Source organism: Zobellia barbeyronii (genome assembly GCF_018603515.1).
Taxonomy (GTDB): domain Bacteria; phylum Bacteroidota; class Bacteroidia; order Flavobacteriales; family Flavobacteriaceae; genus Zobellia; species Zobellia barbeyronii.
Genome location: NZ_JACATN010000002.1, coordinates 321,776 through 341,428 on the forward strand (window position 1 = coordinate 321,776; position 19,653 = coordinate 341,428).

Here is a 19,653-nt window from a genome sequence, read left to right on the forward strand (position 1 = left end):
GTTCAATTTTAAAATCATTGCGGAATGATTACTTTTGCATGAACAACAATTATCTATTGGATCTTAGAAAAGTAGTTATTACAGGTGGCCCAAGTACAGGCAAAACATCAGTTATAGAAAACCTTGAAAAAAATGGTTTTCCGGTTGTACACGAACTTATACGAAGCATGACTTCGTTAGAAAAAAATGAGGATGACGCTAATGAATTCGCGGTTAACCCTATTCTTTCCGTAAAGGATCCTAAGAAATTTAATCAGAGTCTTTTAGATGGCAGAATAAAACAATATGTAGATGCCGAAAACATTACTGAAAATATTGTGTTTTTTGATCGAGGAATACCTGATGTACACGCATACATGAACTGTTTTGGACAGACGTATAGCGAGGAGTTTGAGAAGCCTTGTCACACCTATCGTTACCATCAAATTCTACTAATGCCACCATGGAAAGAAATCCATGTAGTAGATAACGAAAGGTTTGAGTCTTTTGAGGAAGCCCAGCAGGTTTATGAGCATCTTAAAGCTACATATGAACAAGTAGGTTACCCTATTACTTTAGTACCAAAAGGAAGTATTGAAGAACGTACAAGCTTTATTCTAGAACTGCTAAACTTAAAATAATGCAAGAAGACCCGATATCCATTTTACGGCAATATTGGGGCTTTGATAGCTTTAAAGGTTCCCAAAAAGAAATAATAGATGCCATTTTAGATAAGCGAGACGTGTTGGCCTTATTACCAACAGGTGGCGGCAAATCTGTATGCTTTCAAGTTCCTGCTATGGTACAAGAAGGCTTGTGTATTGTAGTCTCTCCTCTAATTGCACTTATACAAGATCAAGTAGAAGGTCTCAAAAAAAGAGGTATTAAAGCCATAGCGCTTACTGGTGGAATTCCTTTTAATGAACTTTTGGACCTTTTAGACAACTGCTTATATGGTGGATATAAATTTGTATACCTATCCCCAGAGCGTTTACAGCAAGAATTGGTTCAGGAGAAAATACGTCAGATGAACGTAAATCTTGTAGCTATAGATGAAGCACATTGTATTTCTCAATGGGGGCACGACTTTAGGCCTGCTTATCTAGAGTGCGCAGAACTACGCAAACTCCTACCCCAAACACCAGTGGTAGCATTGACTGCCACTGCAACGGATAGAGTTGCCCAAGATATTGTGGAGAGCCTACACTTAACAGCTCCGGTAATTGTTACAGATTCGTTTGCCCGAAAAAATATTGCTTTCAAGATTTTATGGGAAGAAGATAAGCATTACAGATTAGCACAGCTTTGTTCACAAATTAAGAAAAGCGGAATTGTATATGTGGGTACCCGGAGAGGCACCGTAGAGCTGGCTCAGTTTTTAAACTCCAAAGGATGTAGCGCTACTTTTTTTCACGGAGGGATAACAAAAAAAGAAAAAGAGAAAAAATTAGACCACTGGCTTACAAATAAAATCCAAATTATGGTGGCCACAAATGCCTTTGGTATGGGGGTGGACAAGCCAGATGTTTCTCTAGTGGTACATTATCAAATACCAGATTGTCTTGAGAATTATTATCAAGAAGCAGGAAGAGCAGGTCGTGATGGAGAACCTGCGGAAGCCGTACTGATTACCAACCCGAATGATGAAGAGCAACTGAAGAACCAATTTTTAAGCGTTCTACCGGATACTGCCTTTCTAAAAAAAATATATAACAAACTCAACAATTACTTTAGAATAGGATATGGCGAGGGCAGCAACGAAACCTTTCAGTTCAATTTTAATGAATTTGTGAGAACCTATAGCTTAAATTCATTTTTAGCCTATAACGGTCTCAAAATCCTAGACCGCAACTCTGTGGTTTCCCTTTCGGAATCATTTTCAAAAAGAACAATCGTACAATTCATTTCTGAAAAGGACGCCATTTTTGATTATCTAGATTTACATACAGATGCCGCTAGTATTATCCAGACCATTTTAAGAACCTATGGTGGTATTTTTGATTTTGAAACAAAAATCAACCCTGGTATCATTGCCAAGAAAACCAATACTTCAGAAACACATGTTTTCAAGGTTTTGGAACAACTTAAAAAAGATGGCATCATTACCTATGAAGCACACCAAAGCGATTTAGAAATTACCTTTCTTGTTCCTCGTGAAGATGACCTAACGATAAATGTCTTCGCCAAAAAAGTACAGGAACAAAACCAAGTTAAGACGGAAAAGGTTTTTCAAATGATAGACTACATTAAGAATGATACCAAATGTAGAAGCAGACAAATTTTAGAATACTTTGGAGAAAATAATACGGAAGACTGTGGCATATGTGATGTTTGCCTAAAAAAGAGAACACCCAAGCAACCTACATTCATTGAGGTTTCAAAGGAAATCACCTCCATATTACAAGATTCGCCACATACATCAAGAGCACTAATAGCCGTAATGACCTATAGAGAGAAGCTTGTTTTAAGAGCTTTGCAGCTTATGTTAGAAGATGATGTTATTGAGATTAATACAAAAAATGAGTATCGAATAAAATAGACCTTATATAGTATAGGTTAAAAAATAAAGGAACACAATGAAAGATTTACGCATCGTCTTTATGGGAACGCCAGAGTTTGCAACTACCATTCTAGCGAAATTAGTGGATAATAATTATAACGTAGTTGGTGTCATTACGGCACCGGACAGACCAGCCGGAAGAGGCAGAAATCTGCAACAATCTCACGTAAAAAAATACGCACTAGAAAACGGATTAAAAGTACTACAGCCCACCAATCTTAAAAATGAAGATTTCCTAGCTGAATTGAAGGCCTTGAATGCAAACCTTCAAATTGTGGTTGCTTTTCGCATGTTGCCAAAGGCGGTATGGGCAATGCCCGAGTATGGAACATTCAACCTTCATGCTTCCCTTTTACCAGATTACCGAGGTGCAGCCCCAATAAACTGGGCTATCATCAACGGAGAAAAAGAAACAGGAGTAACTACCTTCTTTATAGATGATAAAATAGATACCGGAGAAATCATATTACAAGACTGTACAGACATAGAAGAAAACATGTCTGCAGGAGAACTACATGACAAATTAATGGTCATAGGTGCCGATCTTGTTCTAAAAACGGTAAAAGCTATTGCCAAAGGACCTGTTGCCACAATTGCACAGCCTATTTCAAAAGAATTAAAAGAAGCTTTTAAAATACATAAAGATACTTGTGAAATTGATTGGAAGAAATCTATTGATGATGTCTTTAACCATATAAGAGGATTGAGTCCTTATCCAGGTGCATGGACTACATTAGTAAACGGAGAGGAGAAGGTATTTGTAAAAATATATGATACCCAGAAAGAAATAGCTGACCACCAATTAAATGTAGGAGAAATAGAATTCACAAAAAAAGAACTTAAAGTTGCGGTAGCTGGTGGGTACATAAACCTACTAGAAATACAGTTGCCAGGTAAGAGAAAAATGAAGATTCAGGATGTTCTAAATGGTCTAAACTTGCAAAAAAATGCCCAAATGTTGTAAAGCCTTGGTATCATTGGGCTGCGAGAAGCGTAAAAAAACCCCTACTTTATCAACAAACACCCATAGTTATTAACAAAAACAGTGATTTCCCCCCATTTTACTTGCGTTGGAAGGAAATCCCTATAAATTTGTTTAACATTAAAATACGTTTAACAACAATTAATTAATTAAATTATGAACAAAACAGAATTGATCGATGCAATGGCAGCAGACGCCGGCATCACAAAAGCCGCAGCAAAAAAAGCATTGGAATCTTTCTTAGGAAATGTTGAAGGATCTCTTAAAGGAGGTAACAGAGTTTCTTTAGTTGGTTTTGGATCTTGGTCAGTATCTAAAAGAAATGCAAGAGAAGGAAGAAACCCTTCTACAGGTAAAACTATCCAGATTGCAGCTAAGAACGTTGTAAAGTTCAAAGCAGGATCTGAATTGGCTAATTCAGTAAACTAGTCTTACTAGCCTTAATATTAAAAAGCGTCTACATTGTAGACGCTTTTTTTTTATTCATACTTGCTTTTTATAAGAAATGTCTTATTTTAGTTATCATTAGTTCATATAATTATGGTAGACCTAAAACCAGAAAAGGGCAAGCTCCTTATTGCAGAACCAACCTTGACCGGAGACGTATCCTTTAATCGCTCCGTAGTTCTCTTAGCGGAACATAATAAAGAGGGCTCAGTTGGCTTTATTTTAAATAAACCATTAGAGTACACCATTGGCGAACTTATAAACGAGATCGAGATACCTTTTCAAGTTTACAACGGTGGCCCTGTAGAACAGGACAACCTTTACTTTATACATAAAGTTCCAGAATTGATTACCAATAGCATTGAGATTTCCGATGGTATTTTTTGGGGCGGTGATTTTGAGGACACTATAGATCTTATAAATCAGAAAGTTATCTCAGAGGAAGACATTCGTTTTTTCCTTGGTTACTCCGGTTGGTCTTCACTTCAACTGGATAAAGAGTTATTATCCAAATCATGGGTGGTTGTAGAGAACGATTATGATAGTGCATTAATCCATAAATCATCCGAAGCATTTTGGAAAGAAAAAATGGTAGAATTAGGAGGAGATTACCTTCTTTGGTCAAATTCTCCAGAAAATCCAAGTTTAAACTAGGTACTCCCCTATTCTTTCTGCTATGAAAGCCTTGCGGTGGCGTTTAGCTTACCCAAAAGCTCTTTTGCTACAGTACTTCCAAATTCTTTCTTTCTGTACCTTGTAATGGGTTGTATGCCCGCAATGCTATTTGTAATAAACAGCTCATCTGCCTTTTGAAGTTCAAAAGGAGATATTGAGGCCTCTTCAAACTTATACCCTTCAATTTTACCAAGAATATCTATCAACTTTTTACGGATGATTCCGTTTAGGCAACCATCTTTTAAAGGAGGCGTTTTTATCACACCATTCTTAACTAAAAAGATATTCCCGTTCAAAGCTTCAATTACTTGTTTTGAACTATTTAAGAGAAGGCAATTTTGATAGTCATTTTCTTTGGCAAAAATACTACCTACAACATTTATGATTTTGTTGTTTGTCTTTAAGGTTGATAACATATCTGCATTAACATAGAAATCCTTAAAGAGCTCAACCTCATAAGCATCTTCACTAAGCACATAAAAAGGATTTTTAAGCGGCAGAGCTTCTATGCAGTAGCTAATTTCATTAGTGGTAGGTAAATATAAACCTCCCTTTTCCCTAAAAACGGTAAAGCGGATGCGCGCCTGAGAGTTAGACAAACTGTTTGCTTCAACCGTTTCACTAATTTTTGACTCCAAGAATTCCATTGTGAAATCCATAGGTATCTCCATTCGCAATACGCGCATAGAGGCCATTAACCTAAGATAATGGTCTTCCCAAAAGAACAGTTTTCCGTTAACCATTCTCATGGTTTCAAAAAGAGCATCGCCATAGCGTAAGCCCCTGTTTTGGTGGTCTAAAAATTGTGTATTTTCCTCTAGTAGATTTCCGTTGTAATTAACCATAAAAAAAGTCCCGATGATTATCGGGACCAAATATAAGGTGATATTAGAAGAATACGATTACTTAGAGCCTAAAACCTGTTTAAGATCCGTTACTTGATTAGTCCAAAGCATTTTTGCTTCATCTACTTCGTCTTCTTCTGCAAAGTCAGTTATAAAAAGTGAAACATCTTTGGTAATTTCATCTACGATTATTTTCAATTCAAAAAACGAATCGTCATCATTTTCCACCCATGAGAATTTCACAAACTCGTCACTTTTACGTTTTAATAATTTGGCTTCTTCTTCAGAACCGTCCCATATAAAACTGAACACTTCACCCTTCAAATTCACATTATCAGCAAACCACTCTGAAAGACCTGATGGGGTCGATAAGTATTGGTATAGCAATTGTGGTGAAGCTTGTATTACAAATTCTAGTTCAAATTTTATTTTATCGTCCATTCTTTAGTGTTTACGATGGGCAATATATAGATTTCCTTATGATAAAAAAATAAAAGAGATAGAATAATTTTATCAAAGTATTGCCGAGGAACAAGAAATAAACTTTACATTTGCAGCCGTTATCAAAATAATTATGCGGCGAGGTAGCTCAGTTGGTTAGAGCGTCGGATTCATAACCCGGAGGTCGGGGGATCGTGCCCCCCTCTCGCTACAAGGCTTAGAGCCATTAAAAAAACAACGGTTTAGTTCATTCTAAACCGTTTTTTTATGTCCATATTTTTCAGGGCAAGCAGACAGGTTACCAATATTTCTGCCTACCAATACAATCTTCTAAAACTCTCAACAGAAGGCTATAGTCCATTCTATACCAAATCTTTTACAGATCAAACGAATGACAAGGCCAGTGAGAATGTCTTTGCGTGGTCTGCAGATCTAATCAGCACAAAACCTGAACCAGAATACAATCAGAGCCAAAAGTGCAGGGAATTTCATTATAAGAGGCTTTTGATTTTTTATTTAGTTGTACCCATGAAGCACCCTAAGTAGTCACCTATGCTAAATTAAATCTCCCTCAATTAAAAAAACCTGCTTGCTAAACTGACGGTTCAGTGTCCACAGTAGACTCTAAAACAGATTCTATAGTATCGGATATATTCTCTAAAAGATCATACCCCGTTAAGTTCTCTATATTATCTACTGTAGTTTTAAATTGTGTCCAATCCGTATTTATATCTTGGTCATTGGGTACCAGTACAGCTATTACCCTTGTGGATGTGGTCACACGTTGAATATCATTACTACCGTTAGGTAAAATTAACGCTACTTTCCAGAAAGAATCCGGCACGTTTATTTCTCCATTTGATATGGTATTTGCAGATCCATTACTTCCCGTTCCACCGGTGCCAACAACCCCAGAAATAATATGGACTTCATTGCCCTCTAAAGTCAGCGAACGTAAATAACTCTCAAGATTGGCCCATGACCTACGGTTATTGTCCGGGGCTTGTGGTGCTATATTGGTCATATAATAAGTATTCTCATTTGAGTCCTCGCTCCCATTTCGGTCCGCCGAAGGGCATAAATGGCCCCTATCAAACCCAGAATTGGTATAGTCACTGGTTGTTGCTCTAAAGAAAGTACTAGGCAAAGTTGTATCCGACTTGAAACAGTTACATCTTGAAGTTGTACCCGTCCATGCCGTACTCAAATGCCAGCTAACCCAGTTGGCGGTTCCGTTGCTATTATTATATGAAAGGCTGAAATCTGGTTTAGAAAGGAAATAATTATCGGGAGAAGAAGCAGCATCTGAGGGATTTCCAAAAGTAAGGTTGCTATCCATAGATGGACTATCCCCTCCACCTGATGTATCTACATCAATTTCAATATTATCTATATTGATTCTATTAGAACCTCCAGAAATTTTGTAAATACCATACCGAACACTTTGGGTATCATTCACCTCAAATGTAACCGTATTCAATGTCGTGGAATTTGTGGTTATCGTGTCTCCAACAAAATACCAGGTTACACCATCATCGTACGATGATACCAACCTCCAATTAGATGCTCCATTACTACCGTAGGCAGCATGACGAACAAGAATACTGCTAGCTCCATTATCCATATTAAAACTCATGGTTAATGAACCGCTATTTCTAATTCTTACGGACTTAGACCCAAACTTTCGGTCATTCGTTAAAGAACCTAAAAGGGCATCATCAAGATACCAATCTCCCGAAGGGGATAAACTTACACTACCTCCGGCATAGCTTCCTTTTGAACCGGACTCAAAAGTTTCAGTAAACCCAACATCTTTTGCTGTTAAGCTTTGAGATTTATGTTTATGTGGACCTTGATTATCATAGTAATAGGTGGGAACATCCAGTTCTCCATTTATTGTAATCCCTTCTAATGGAGTTTCTTCTATTGGAATTTCCTCATAAATAGAATTATCCGGATGATATTCATCTTTAGAACAACCAATTAGAAAAAAGGATACGAGAGTAAAAAAAGAAACGTAATTCGGGGCGAAATACTTCATAGGGTTAGTTACTTTTATAGTTTACATTAGATTAAAATGTAAATATAATGTAATACTTTACCTACTTTAAATGTAATGTGTAGAATACTCTGATATTAATACAAATAGTAAAAAATTAGATTCTAGTTGAACCATACTATCTCCATACCAGCGCAACCTATGCCCATAACATCAGTATACCTAGAGTAATTGACCAATCTGTCATAACAAAGAAAAATATACCACTGCTAGAATATTTCAAGAAAACCACTCCATTATTTCATCCCCCAGTTTATCATTAAGTTTATCCCCATTAAGAATATTTAATTTACCAATAGCACATTGATGTTTTTCTTCGCCCTCAAAAGCTATGAAATCAGGTTCTTCAGTTTTTAATGCTGGATATAACAATAGTGCATTGAGTGAATCCCAGTATTCATTGTAGACATACATTTGCCTTAAATCATGTGTAGAAGGTTTACTACCGCCTATATTTTTCCATTTGGTATCTATTACATAGGTCTTGTCCCCTTTATGAATAACAATGTCAGGTCTAATACTGGTGCTGTTCCAAAAAGATTTTGATTCCTGACCTTTGACTTCTAAACCTTCAATATCAAGTGCTTTCAATTTTATCAGAACATACTCCTCCCATAAATCATTCATATTAAACAACAGTGCAAGCATTTTCTCTTTACCACTTGAAACATTAGGAGCAAAGTTTAGTATAATGAGCCTGGCAATATCTAATGCGGTTTTATACGGGCGTGTCTTCCTGTTAGTACTTAACCTTTCAAAGGTGTCTTTACTTGCTTTAATCTTAGAAACTTCAGGAAAGTTAGCCTGAACCTGTTTACACTTAGAATACAAATGTGTTCCTGTTGAAAACTGACTTATTATATCTAAAGCCAGTGCTAAAATTTGATGAATTTGATGATCATGATTGTATACTTGATGAGACGTATGAAAACGTTCTTTGTGAATTAAATTCTGATTAATATGAGCCGCGAACTCTAGCTTCCCTTTTAGCGCCTTTACATTACCCGTACTGACTCTATATTGCTTTATTAAACCTTGATGAACCAGTAACTGAATCTCGCTTAAAAACCATTTAAAATAGATATCTAGCAGGTGTATTTGCTGCTTGTTTACGTTGGCATTGCCAACTTTGTTCACTTTTAAGCGTTTGGTAGCTTTCAGCATTTGGATAAGCACTTGCTGCCACAAAGACTCATCGGAAGAGGCACCATCTATCTTTGGAAGAATCTCTATAGTTAAACCATCAATCTGAATAACGCCTACATACTGCGAGAATTTAATGCTCTTATGCCTTAGAGTAAAATATTTATCATTGTGGAGCTGATTTAGCTTTGCCAAAGCATTGAAGTGTTTTTCTTCAAAACGTACCTTGTCATAGTTTTGTCCAATACGTAGTGTACTGTGTTCAAAAACCTGCAATATGTTCTTACGCTTATTCATTTACCGCACCCAATAACAATTGAACGGCAGTTTCTATATCTTCTATAGTATTACTAAGTTCAAAGGTGATATTGCTTTCAGGCTCTTCAATATTCTTAAACTTTGGGAAAATGTTTTTGACGATGTCTTTTTCCTTTACGAATCCACTACCTAATACTAAAGCTATCTTTTCATAATCATTATAAAAATATTCTTGAAGAAGCGGTATAATATTATTCTTAAACACACTTAATAGTCCTTCTGTATCACCACTCTCTAGCTTAATGAAATAGGAATGACCTATGGTGTGGTCTCTATCTAACAAAAGCTCTATTCTCTGATTAATTACCTCCAAGACTTCCTGTAAATTAAAACCTTCAAATTCAATATCATTTAGCAGTTCTGGTTCAGGCATAACCTCTTCAAAAATGAACCTTCTTCTTAATGCCGTATCCAGTGCTTCAACGCTTCTGTCTGCCGTGTTCATTGTGCCAATGATGTAAAGGTTAGAAGGCACGCCAAATGATTCATCTTTGGAATAAGGTAATTTTACTCTTATTTCTTCAGCAGCTCCTAAACGTTTATCAGGTTCTAATAGCGTTATTAATTCTCCAAAAATTGCTGAAACATTACCTCTATTGATTTCATCAATAATTAACACATAAGGTTCTCCTGTTTTGTCTTTATAATCTTCTTTACTGAGAGATTTTACAACTTGAATCTTATCTTCCCATGAAAATTTCCTATCAACCCTATTGCTGTTTTTAGATACAAAAATATTTTGGCGAATTGCGTTTAAAACGGCCCAGTTTATTGTAGAGTTACTGCCTCCTATTACAGATCTAAACTCTTGGTCAATATTATTAATTTCAGTTAAATTTGGAAAAGCTGCATGCAAGCGTGATAACCGCTGTTTGGATGCTGTGTAAGTGTTTCCTTTCCCTGGATGTTTAAGTATAAGGTTTCCTTGCTGAGAAATACCTTCTACCAACACCTTTCCTTTATTTTTGGTAATTAACTCTATTATTTCTTCGGAAGCCAGCTTTTCTTCAATTTCTTGAACAAAATCATCAAATGCTAAAGAGAAATCAAGTACATTTTCCGATGCTAACGATTCCTTTTCTCTGCTCAGTGAAAAAGTTGCTTGAATAGAAAGCCTCTTAAAAATCCCTTCTACAACACGGTAAATAATAGGGTCTCCTTCATTTTCTGGTTCTATTGGCTTTATACCCTCTACAAAGTCTTCATAAGACATACTCTGATGAAAAGTTGTAAAGTTTATTCGTCCTTCTGAAACTAAACTATCAAATCGAAATTTCAATTCCTCTCGATTTAGGCCACTAATATCTACTCCGCAACATTCTAATGCTTTATTAATGGTCTTATATGTTTTACCAGTTCCAGGAGGGCCGTAAAGAATAGAATTTATAGGTGACTGTTTCGGGGGCTTAATCTTCTGTGTATACGTGGCAATGCCATGTCCTTCTTTTGTAAATTGAATAAACTCCTTTATAGCAGCAGAAAAAAACCTATCTCTTCCATAAGAAGGTGCTTTTTCATAATGATACTTTCCGTTTTGTTTTCTTTGATTCTCTAATAAATCTTGATATAGTTCCGTAAGTTCTGCTATGTCTTTAATGGCATAGATATCTATCCGTAATATCTCATTTAAAATATCAATAGCCCTTAAATAAGATTGTGCCTTTTTACTACTTTCAACCTTGTCTAACCATATAGCAAAACTCTTACGAACAGCTTCAGACCGTTCCTCATCCTTCTTTCTATGATTATACTTCTTAAACCTACTTTCTAACTTGCCTTGCATTTTATTAAACTCTTTTGGAGTAATACGATGTGCCACAAACTCAGGGTTGTTTTCTTTTTCCTTTAGTATAGCTTTATCTACCACTGGCATTAAGACTTCTAAGTCTTTCCAAATATCAATTAGCATTTTTTCTAAAGAAGTATATCTCTCTTGTCTTTGACCAATTTCCAATTTAAAAATCTTGTTGTTCTCAGCGCTTGGTTTAGTATTCAATGTATTAATTGAAATACCTTCTAAAATTCTAAGGAAGTTTAAAACTGATTGGTTTTGGCTGTTGTGTGGTGAGTTTGTTTGCTTCAATTCAAAATGATACTCATAAACGTCATTATTAGAATCAAATATGAGATTGATGCAATCACTGGAAGAACCTGGGTATGCTATTGGTAAAGTCCAAAAAGTAGTTGCAAAATAATTAGATTTCTTCGTGCCAATGAAATAGTCTAATTCTGAGCCTTTTGAACCTTTTACTCTAACAGAAAATGTAAAATTTGGGTCTGCTTCATGTTTCTGCATAAACCATTGATATACTTCCTTTTCATAATCTTCGTAATCAATCATAATTATAATACTTTATTGAACCCTGTATTCTCTGCGTGCTTAATCTTCAACATTTCGACAATGGTTTAAACTATACAGATATTATCTTGTTAAATTCCATGGCAACTCTTTATCCTGATTGATAAAATCCTTTAATTTCTCAAAACTACTTGTAAACCAATCTTGAATTTCTTTATCCGCATTTTCGTTGTTTAGAAACCTACCCAAGTCCTCTTCCAATTGAAAAACAGTACCGATTTCGTATTCAATTTTTTTAAATCCTGAAGAATTTCCAAGATTAACATAGGTTGTAAAATGTTCATGTTCTTTATTCACAAGTACTCGGGTAAACATTTTTAAATTTTCAAACTTAATACCATATAATATTTCGGATAATTTGCCCGTCTTTGATAGCAACACCTTCTCCACCGAGTACACAATTCTATTGTGATTTCTAATTTGGTCCCAATTAAAGTTCTTGTTATAATTGACTTTGCCAAATCTCTTGGTAAATTCCGGTTTGCTGTTTTCTATATGAAATTCAACAATTTCAATAGTTTTTCGCATACTTTCCATAGCAATTAGATTATCGCTCCTTAAAGTGTTGTCTTGGGCCATTTTATGTTCTTTTAAAAATTCTAAGTATAAATTTACTACTGGCTTATCTTCAAATGTTTGTAAAAATTTTGCTACTTCATACCATCTAAATTGGGAAAAGTCAACATTGTCTTTATGAAAATCTTCATTAATATTCTTAGGGTCAGAATATTTTGTGCAATACCGTAAATACTTGCCTTTTCCATCATGATGTTTAATTAACGCTTTAGCATAACGTTCCAACTGTTTATCTCCTTCTGAAGATTCAACTTTGTTTTCTACAAAGCAAACATTAGTATCGCCAATAAAAACTAAGTCTATAAAGCAATTGTGTTCGTTGGGTATATCCTGAAAATATTGTGTATCAACTGTATACTCCTCTTCTGGCAGATTCAAAAACCCTGAACAAAAAGCAGCACAAATATCAGGGTACATTTTGAGAATGCCCGCAAAAGATTCAGTATTAAAATCCTCTAATGGATTCTTAATACTACTGTTTCTGTATAATTTGTATAAACTGTTAAACATTTAATGTCTGCCGCAGTGTGGTTTAAAATGCCTAGCAACTGCTTTTTCTAAAAGCTTTAAATAATCATCTCGTAAATTACTAAACTCAAATACTTTCAAAGTTAAATTAATATCAAGCCCACTGGCATAGCTAGATAATTGTAACCCCTGTGTTGCATCCGTACCATAGTAACCTAAATGTTGATTAATACGCCCAGCAATATTAGAATGTTTTTGTTTTGTTTTTTCTCCCTTACCTGTCCTAATTCCAACGTAAATTACATTGCTTTGAGAACCCTCGTACGCTTTTAAAGCTTTAGCCGGAACATTTCTATAACCTTCGTTATTTTTATTCTCTCTATAGTTATTTAATAACTCTATAAGTGTATCTCTTTTTTCTTTATCCTCAATTTCAAACCAGTAAAGACAGTGATTTTTCATTTCTTCTAGCTTTTCAAATAGATCAAAAAATGCTTCTCTATCATAAACTTCATTAATATTATTCTCATACTTTTCTAAGGTTTTAGTATTGAATACAAACTTATAGCCCTAAGAATGATTTATGGATTTGTCCGTAATTTCAGCTACTATATCGTTAATGAGTTGATTTATAATTTAGTAGTATCCCCTAAAACCATATATCAACTAATAACTTTTAGCTCTTTTAAAATATCTCTCTTAAACTTACTTAGTGGACGTTTATGATAGTTATCTTCAGTAATTTCAATACCAAAAATCAATCTAAACCTCTCTTGCTCTGAAATTTTGAGATCACCAAAAGTCTTTTCTAACAAAATATTCAAGTAATTTTTGGAATATTTATATTTTAAATCAATTAAATCTTGAAGTTCTTTTTCTGAATGACCTTCATAAATCAACGGAAGATTTAATGCATTGACGGTGTTAATACCTTTCGTAAACACACCCATCTTTTTAAAAACAATTTTATTAGAATTAACACCCGTTGGGAGATAGCTAAAACTATATGTTGAAGATATATTTATATCAACATATGGATTTAAAAAATCTTGCAGATTAAATTTTGCAGCAGACTTAATTGTATTACAAGTAGCACAGGATGGAATTAAATTATAAAATGACAAGGCCAACAAAGGATAATCAGTTTTAGAGAACCAATGATCAAATTGTGGAACCATACCTTTGCCACCAGCCTTATTTTTATAAACGAAAATATATTCTCTGTTGCAGTAAGTACAAGTGTGTTGATTTAATAAGTCAGCTAACCAGTAGTTTTTTTTCTCATTTAAGAACCAGTTTGTATAGCCTGAATCTAAAAATAATTCTTTGCTATACTTTTTAAAATCAGGTTTTGTTTTTCCGGGGATAGAAGTATATATAATTTGCAATCTATTTAAAAGGGCAAAAATTATTGGAGGCTTCCCTTTTATGATTTCTTCTATGACCTTACTTGTAAACAAATCTCTAAACTCTTTATCTAATCCCTTTCTTTTTTTTCCGGTTCCATTACACAAAGAACATGTAGAAATACCGCAATTATAACCAGACCTACCTCTAATTTTAATATTAAGCCAGCAAATTACTACCTTGCTATACTCATCCAATGCATAAATCTGATTACCTAAATAAATCATTCTATATCATTTTTTAGGTCATTAATATTGAGCCCCGCATCATCTAAAATTCGCTTTGCCCTAGAAAGTGCATCATTTCTGTCAATTTCATCAGGGAATGCTTCATAGAACATTTCCTGCATTTTATATTTTAAAAGCGGTTCATCAATAATCTCTATTATTGATTTTAAATATTGACTTTCCCTAGGAACGAGTTTTTCCTCCAAATCCTTAAATTCTTTTTCTTTTCTTTCTAATGACTCTTTATTGATTGATTTCTGACTATCTTTAAGTTCTATTATTTCTTTTTTTAGAATTTCAAAATTCAAATTATCAATTGTTTCCTGAATCTTTTCTTTAGCAAACTCTCCCATGAAACCATCGTCTAAAAAGAAACTATGAGCTAAAAGATCGTGAACATTTGCGCCAAATGTTGCTAAATCAACATCCTCATTACGATTTATAATTAATGACTTATTTTCAGTGATATTTCTATCTATAAAAGTGACATTATCAATAGGTATATCTGATAAGGTTAAAGGATCATGGGTAGTAAAAATAATCTGAGTTTTTAAATCACTAAACTCAGCAGACTCCGTATCGAATAAATTTCTATTTGGATTAAGTTTACTAAATAAAACGGGGATTGATTTAGTAATAGCATCAACAAATTTTCTCTTCCACACTGGATGATAACCTAGCTCTGGTTCGTCAAGTAAAAGCAAATAATAATTAAATATTGGTTGGTGAGATGCGTTTTGTCTATTTATCCTGTCATTGATTCTAGCAAAGAAATTAAGTAATGCTTTTTCACCTGAAGATAAGGGGTATCTAGATCTTATAGAAAGTAAATCTAATGAATAAACAAAGCCACTGGTCTCTCCTATAACTTTGTTATAATTCGCAATTAAATTATAAAAATCTTCCTCATTGTGCTCTTCAATATTATAAACCAAAGATTCTTCCTTGATCTCAAATTTATTTTCTGAAATGATATCTATTATATTCTGATAAAGATCAAAAAAGACTTTGAATCTCTCTAAATACCTTAGCATTAATTCAACTGCATCAGACGATTTAAAACCTTTTTCAGTCCACTTTTTATGGATATCCTCATTAATTATACCTTTTATTAACTCATAATCTTTAATAGAAACTCGTTTTAGCTTATTTTGAATAATATCTCTAACTATGCCATAAATACTAACCATGTATAAATCGAAGAAAGCATTAAATCTATCTTCAAATGATTCCTTTTCAATAATGGTTTGAAAATTCCCTGTCCCTTGAAAAGGTGTTTGAGGGAAAGTAGCGTCAACAATGAAATAAGAGAATAATGTAACTTCAAAGTTTTTTATGAAATTATTACTGTTATGAATATTTTGTGAATCATCTAAATTCTTATATTCCTCTAACTCCCAAATTCTATCAAATAAAGAATTTAATCCCGAATCATTTATAATAGCGATATATCTTTTTAAAAAATTGTCTTTAATAAAATCTTTACTATTTAGAATATTATCCCATTTTTTTGAATCTAAATCTTCAATATCAGATTCTATATAAGTTTTTAATACTGTTGATCTATCTTGACTGCCCAAATTAGCCGAGGCATAAAGGTTTTTGAAATTAAATTTTCGGTGTTGAGCAATCTTAATTTCAAGTTCTTTATACTCTGGAAAATCTGGATAAACCTCCTTTAGTGTTTTTTTTACAGGATCATTTAACAAAATGACATCTTGAAGTAACTGCTTTAGATAAAGTTGATCAAGATTTTCTTCACCTGTAGAAACAAGTCCTAATTGCGATAAAGTATTTATTTGTTCAATATCAACAATTGGTGTATAGTATTGCTTAACAGAACTTAAGGCATTAGAGTTTATTTCTTTTATTTCAAAATCAGAGGTTACATTTTTTTTTTCTAATTCATTGTAGTAAAACCATGATTCTTCAGTTTCTTCGAATAAGTAAAATACATCCTTCTTTTTTTTGTCACCATCCGAATGTAATGCTCTTAAAATACTTGTTTTACCAATACCATTTCTACCAACAATCGCTGAAATATTAGATATATCTTCTCCCCAAAAATCCGGAATAAAATTTTCGTTTACTGACTCTATTTTAACTTCAATTGCTTTACTAGTCTCAACGATATCATAATTGTTAATTCCTCCAAAATTTAGAGTAATTCCTTCATGGTCCTTTCCGAACAAGTGTGGTAAGACATTTTTTGGTAAATAAACAGCAGCTAACCTCATAAACTATCATATTTAGCATTCTCCTCCGCAACCATACCCAACTCCTGCTCTGCCTCACCAACAGTAACCTGCCCATTCATTAACATAGGCAACAACCAATCTCTAAGCTCTGAGAGTTTTTGGTTTTCTTTAGAGTTAACTACTATTTTATCATGAAAAGGATCAGCTATTTTCTTAAATTGTTTTAAGACATCTTTATTAGGAATACAAAGTTTCAAATTGAATAAATCAACTTTTGTGATAGAGCCAAATGTTGTTCCTGAAGTATTTCTTCTATCAAAAATTTGCTTAAAATATTCCATTTGGCTCCATAAAAAAGAAATAGAACCTTCTTTTTCTCTTAACGCAGCTAAACCACGTCCAATACAACAGCTTTCCATTGCTTGGTTTAAAGTTCCAACAGGTGCTCTTACTGAAAGTAAAATATCATTTTCTTCTGCCATTCGAGATGGTTCTGTTGTATATTTTCTAACTGTAGGAAACCTTGAACCAAAATCTGTAGAACCTTGATAAAAAACGGTTCCTATTCCATCTTCATTATATGAACTTCCTGAAGGCGATTGTCCCATTGTGATATTGGCTATATCTGTAAGTACTCCATCCTCCCAACCCTCAGGAATCTCACGTTTCAATTCCTTATTAAAAACCATTTTGCCACCAGATGATTTATAAGGTTTACCATTAGCATCTGGAAAATCGAACTGTACAAACCAATAATCGTAAAGCGTTTTTGCCATCGCTTCTAACTCATGGTTTATTTTCTTGTTGACTTCAATTTTGGCGTCTAATGATGTTAATATATCAGCTATATCATCTTGGATATTTATGGATGGTAGCCAAAGCGGCAATCTATCTAAGATTTTTTGATTTAATGAGGGCATAGTAGAGCCAGTACTATTTTGCAACAACCATTTTCCTATTGCATTTTGCCTAAGTTGGTAACTGATAAATTTGCTGTTAATTTCCTTTGACAGTCTTAATCGAATTCCATCTGAACCAAGAAACCAACCAACTTGATTTTTTTTAATTATTGCATTTCTATCAATCGCTCCTTTTCGTCCAAATACTATATCTTCCAATTGCAAAACGAATTGTGGCAACCTGTTAGTTACTCTCTCTGGTACAAATGGAGTCCTATGTGATAATTGAACAAACCCTTCTCTTATTTCACCGGTTGAAATTACAGGGACTCCAATATCAGAAAATTCAGAAGCTTTAAGCACTGTGCCAAATGGACCTGTCTGTACATCAGCAAACCCTTGTTTTTGCAATTCTCCCAAAGAGGTTTTATTAAATCTATGCGTCATATTTAATATCCTCTAATTGCTTAATTATCTCTTCTTCGAGAATTTTAGATTCCACAAATAAGCTTTCCAAATTACTTTCAAACCCCTTCATTTTAAAAGTAAACTCTTTCGCAGTAATATCTATATATTCAATTTTAACTTCAAAATATTGTCCTGCGCTTAGGCTATAATTTTTGGCTTTTATTTCGTCATAACTTACCACAACCGATAAATCGTCTTTGGCTTCTTTCGTATTAAAAACATTTATAATATGTTGTTCTTCTTCAGGGCTTAAAACCGTTTTTTGGTTTTTACCTTCTTTTACCTTGGTTCCTAATTTAGAAGCATCTACCAATACCACATCTTTTGTATTGGTTTTATCTAAAAACAAAATACTAACGTTTGTTCCTGTGGTTGCAAAAATATTAGAAGGCATAGATACTACACCTGCTAGCATTTTACTTTCTACTAGTTTTTGTCTTATTTTTTTATCGATACCAGATTGTGCGGTTATAAACCCTGTAGGCACTACAATAGCAGCTTTACCTTTTGCTTTAAGGCTGTGCATAATGTGCTGTATAAACAACAAGTAAATCGCCATAGAATCTTTCTTTTTTGCTGGCACATTGGGAATGCCAGCAAAAAAACGTTCTTTATTGGTTTTACTGTCTAAATCTGCGCTGTAATCAGAAAAATCTAGCTTAAATGGTGGGTTAGAAACAATATAATCAAACTGTTCTACTTGTCCGTTCTCTTGTTTATGATAAGGACTTAAAATAGTATTACCTTGTATAATATTTGGTATGGAATGTACTAGATTATTTAAAATCAAATTCAGTCGCAGCAATGCAGACGTTTTTCGCGAAATATCTTGTGAGTAAATGGTACACTTATCTTCACCTATGGCGTGAGCCAAATTCATTAATAACGTTCCAGATCCAGCACTTGGGTCATAACAAGTTACATTAGTTATATTAGCATCTGTAACTAAACAAGCTGCCATAATTTTAGCAACTGCATGAGGTGTAAAATATTCGGCATAAGTTCCACGACTATTTGAATTGTAATCTTTAATTAAATATTCAAAAATAGTAGCAAAAAAATCAAAATTCTCGGTAAAAATATGCTCGAAACTGAAAGCAACCATTTTATTTACAAGTGCTTTACAAAAAGAATCTTTATTATCGGTTACGTGATTACTTAGAGCTTCAAACAAGACTACTTTTTCTCCTCCTTCTGAAAGAACTGAAAAAATATCGATATTATCTTTAGCAATACTTACTAAAGTATTATCAAAAATAGATGCAAAATTAGGTTGATTTTGCTGTTTAAATAAGTTCGATAACAAGTTTTTAGGAGCAATTCGTGCTGTGTTTTTACTTATCTGCATGCTTAACAATTCTAAGTCACCCAAAGGTATCTGTTCAAGTGCCTCGTCAAAATTTTCAGCTATAGCCAAAACTGGTTCGAGTTGTTTTAATTCGTAAACATATTTATCATTTAAGAATTTATATAAAAATACTTGAGTAATAATTGCAAACTCGTAAGTGTCATTTCCTAAACCATAATTTCTACACACATTTTTAAGATCGTCTATAAGTGCTTTGGTTTGGGTTTCAAATTGTGCTGTGGTCGTCATATTAT

The 19,653-nt window shown here is 33.9% G+C and carries 17 protein-coding genes and 1 tRNA gene; 7 read left to right on the forward strand and 11 right to left on the reverse strand.

Features of this window, described 5'->3' with window-relative positions:
* Window positions 1-38: 38 nt before the first annotated feature.
* From HW347_RS05920 to HW347_RS05940, 5 genes are all read left to right on the forward strand, one after another.
* Window positions 39-620, forward strand: a complete 582-nt coding sequence (locus HW347_RS05920; protein ID WP_214610999.1) for an AAA family ATPase — start codon at window positions 39-41, stop codon at window positions 618-620.
* Window positions 620-2,518 carry a RecQ family ATP-dependent DNA helicase gene (locus HW347_RS05925; RefSeq protein WP_214611000.1) on the forward strand — a complete coding sequence of 633 codons (1,899 nt, stop codon included), beginning with the start codon at window positions 620-622 and terminating at the stop codon, window positions 2,516-2,518. The genes HW347_RS05920 and HW347_RS05925 overlap by 1 nt, the downstream gene beginning before the upstream one ends.
* A gap of 37 nt (window positions 2,519-2,555) precedes the next feature.
* Window positions 2,556-3,503 carry a methionyl-tRNA formyltransferase gene (fmt, locus tag HW347_RS05930; protein ID WP_214611001.1) on the forward strand — a complete coding sequence of 316 codons (948 nt, stop codon included), beginning with the start codon at window positions 2,556-2,558 and terminating at the stop codon, window positions 3,501-3,503.
* Window positions 3,504-3,677: 174 nt separating this feature from the next.
* Window positions 3,678-3,950, forward strand: a complete 273-nt coding sequence (locus HW347_RS05935) for an HU family DNA-binding protein (protein ID WP_155596098.1) — start codon at window positions 3,678-3,680, stop codon at window positions 3,948-3,950.
* Between the two features lie 111 nt (window positions 3,951-4,061).
* Complete coding sequence (locus HW347_RS05940) at window positions 4,062-4,622, forward strand: YqgE/AlgH family protein (protein ID WP_155596097.1); 561 nt, start codon at window positions 4,062-4,064, stop codon at window positions 4,620-4,622.
* Between the two features lie 20 nt (window positions 4,623-4,642).
* On the opposite strand, the gene HW347_RS05945 is transcribed toward HW347_RS05940, so the two are convergent.
* Both HW347_RS05945 and HW347_RS05950 read right to left on the reverse strand, forming a co-directional pair.
* Window positions 4,643-5,488, reverse strand: coding sequence for an aminotransferase class IV (locus HW347_RS05945; protein WP_214611002.1), 846 nt, complete (start codon window positions 5,486-5,488; stop codon window positions 4,643-4,645).
* Between the two features lie 57 nt (window positions 5,489-5,545).
* Window positions 5,546-5,929, reverse strand: a complete 384-nt coding sequence (locus HW347_RS05950; protein ID WP_214611003.1) for an START-like domain-containing protein — start codon at window positions 5,927-5,929, stop codon at window positions 5,546-5,548.
* 137 nt (window positions 5,930-6,066) lie between these two features.
* Here HW347_RS05950 and HW347_RS05955 point away from each other — a divergent pair.
* Window positions 6,067-6,140, forward strand: a tRNA-Met gene (locus HW347_RS05955).
* Between the two features lie 56 nt (window positions 6,141-6,196).
* Window positions 6,197-6,475 (forward strand): hypothetical protein, encoded by a 279-nt coding sequence (locus tag HW347_RS05960; protein WP_214611004.1) that lies wholly within the window; start codon window positions 6,197-6,199, stop codon window positions 6,473-6,475.
* 46 nt (window positions 6,476-6,521) lie between these two features.
* Here HW347_RS05960 and HW347_RS05965 read toward each other — a convergent pair whose 3' ends face one another.
* The 9 genes from HW347_RS05965 to HW347_RS06005 all read right to left on the reverse strand — a co-directional run bounded on the left by HW347_RS05965 (window position 6,522) and on the right by HW347_RS06005 (window position 19,648).
* Window positions 6,522-7,970 (reverse strand): DNA/RNA non-specific endonuclease, encoded by a 1,449-nt coding sequence (locus HW347_RS05965; RefSeq protein WP_214611005.1) that lies wholly within the window; start codon window positions 7,968-7,970, stop codon window positions 6,522-6,524.
* Window positions 7,971-8,207: 237 nt separating this feature from the next.
* Window positions 8,208-9,428: an McrC family protein gene (locus tag HW347_RS05970; RefSeq protein WP_214611006.1), complete on the reverse strand. Its 1,221-nt coding sequence runs from the start codon at window positions 9,426-9,428 to the stop codon at window positions 8,208-8,210.
* On the reverse strand, window positions 9,421-11,790 hold the full coding sequence (locus tag HW347_RS05975) for an McrB family protein (protein WP_214611007.1): 2,370 nt from the start codon (window positions 11,788-11,790) through the stop codon (window positions 9,421-9,423). Before HW347_RS05975 ends, HW347_RS05970 begins: the two co-directional genes overlap by 8 nt.
* A gap of 81 nt (window positions 11,791-11,871) precedes the next feature.
* Window positions 11,872-12,894, reverse strand: a complete 1,023-nt coding sequence (locus HW347_RS05980; protein WP_214611008.1) for a PD-(D/E)XK nuclease family protein — start codon at window positions 12,892-12,894, stop codon at window positions 11,872-11,874.
* Window positions 12,895-13,314, reverse strand: coding sequence for a hypothetical protein (locus HW347_RS05985; protein ID WP_214611009.1), 420 nt, complete (start codon window positions 13,312-13,314; stop codon window positions 12,895-12,897).
* A 200-nt stretch (window positions 13,315-13,514) separates the two neighbouring features.
* Window positions 13,515-14,486, reverse strand: a complete 972-nt coding sequence (locus HW347_RS05990) for a hypothetical protein (RefSeq protein ID WP_214611010.1) — start codon at window positions 14,484-14,486, stop codon at window positions 13,515-13,517.
* On the reverse strand, window positions 14,483-16,723 hold the full coding sequence (locus HW347_RS05995; protein ID WP_214611011.1) for an AAA family ATPase: 2,241 nt from the start codon (window positions 16,721-16,723) through the stop codon (window positions 14,483-14,485). The genes HW347_RS05990 and HW347_RS05995 overlap by 4 nt, the downstream gene beginning before the upstream one ends.
* Window positions 16,720-18,030, reverse strand: coding sequence for a restriction endonuclease subunit S (locus HW347_RS06000; RefSeq protein ID WP_214611012.1), 1,311 nt, complete (start codon window positions 18,028-18,030; stop codon window positions 16,720-16,722). The genes HW347_RS05995 and HW347_RS06000 overlap by 4 nt, the downstream gene beginning before the upstream one ends.
* A complete protein-coding gene (locus HW347_RS06005) occupies window positions 18,020-19,648 on the reverse strand; it encodes an HsdM family class I SAM-dependent methyltransferase (protein ID WP_214611013.1) in 1,629 nt (542 codons plus the stop codon). Before HW347_RS06005 ends, HW347_RS06000 begins: the two co-directional genes overlap by 11 nt.
* Window positions 19,649-19,653 lie beyond the last annotated feature (5 nt).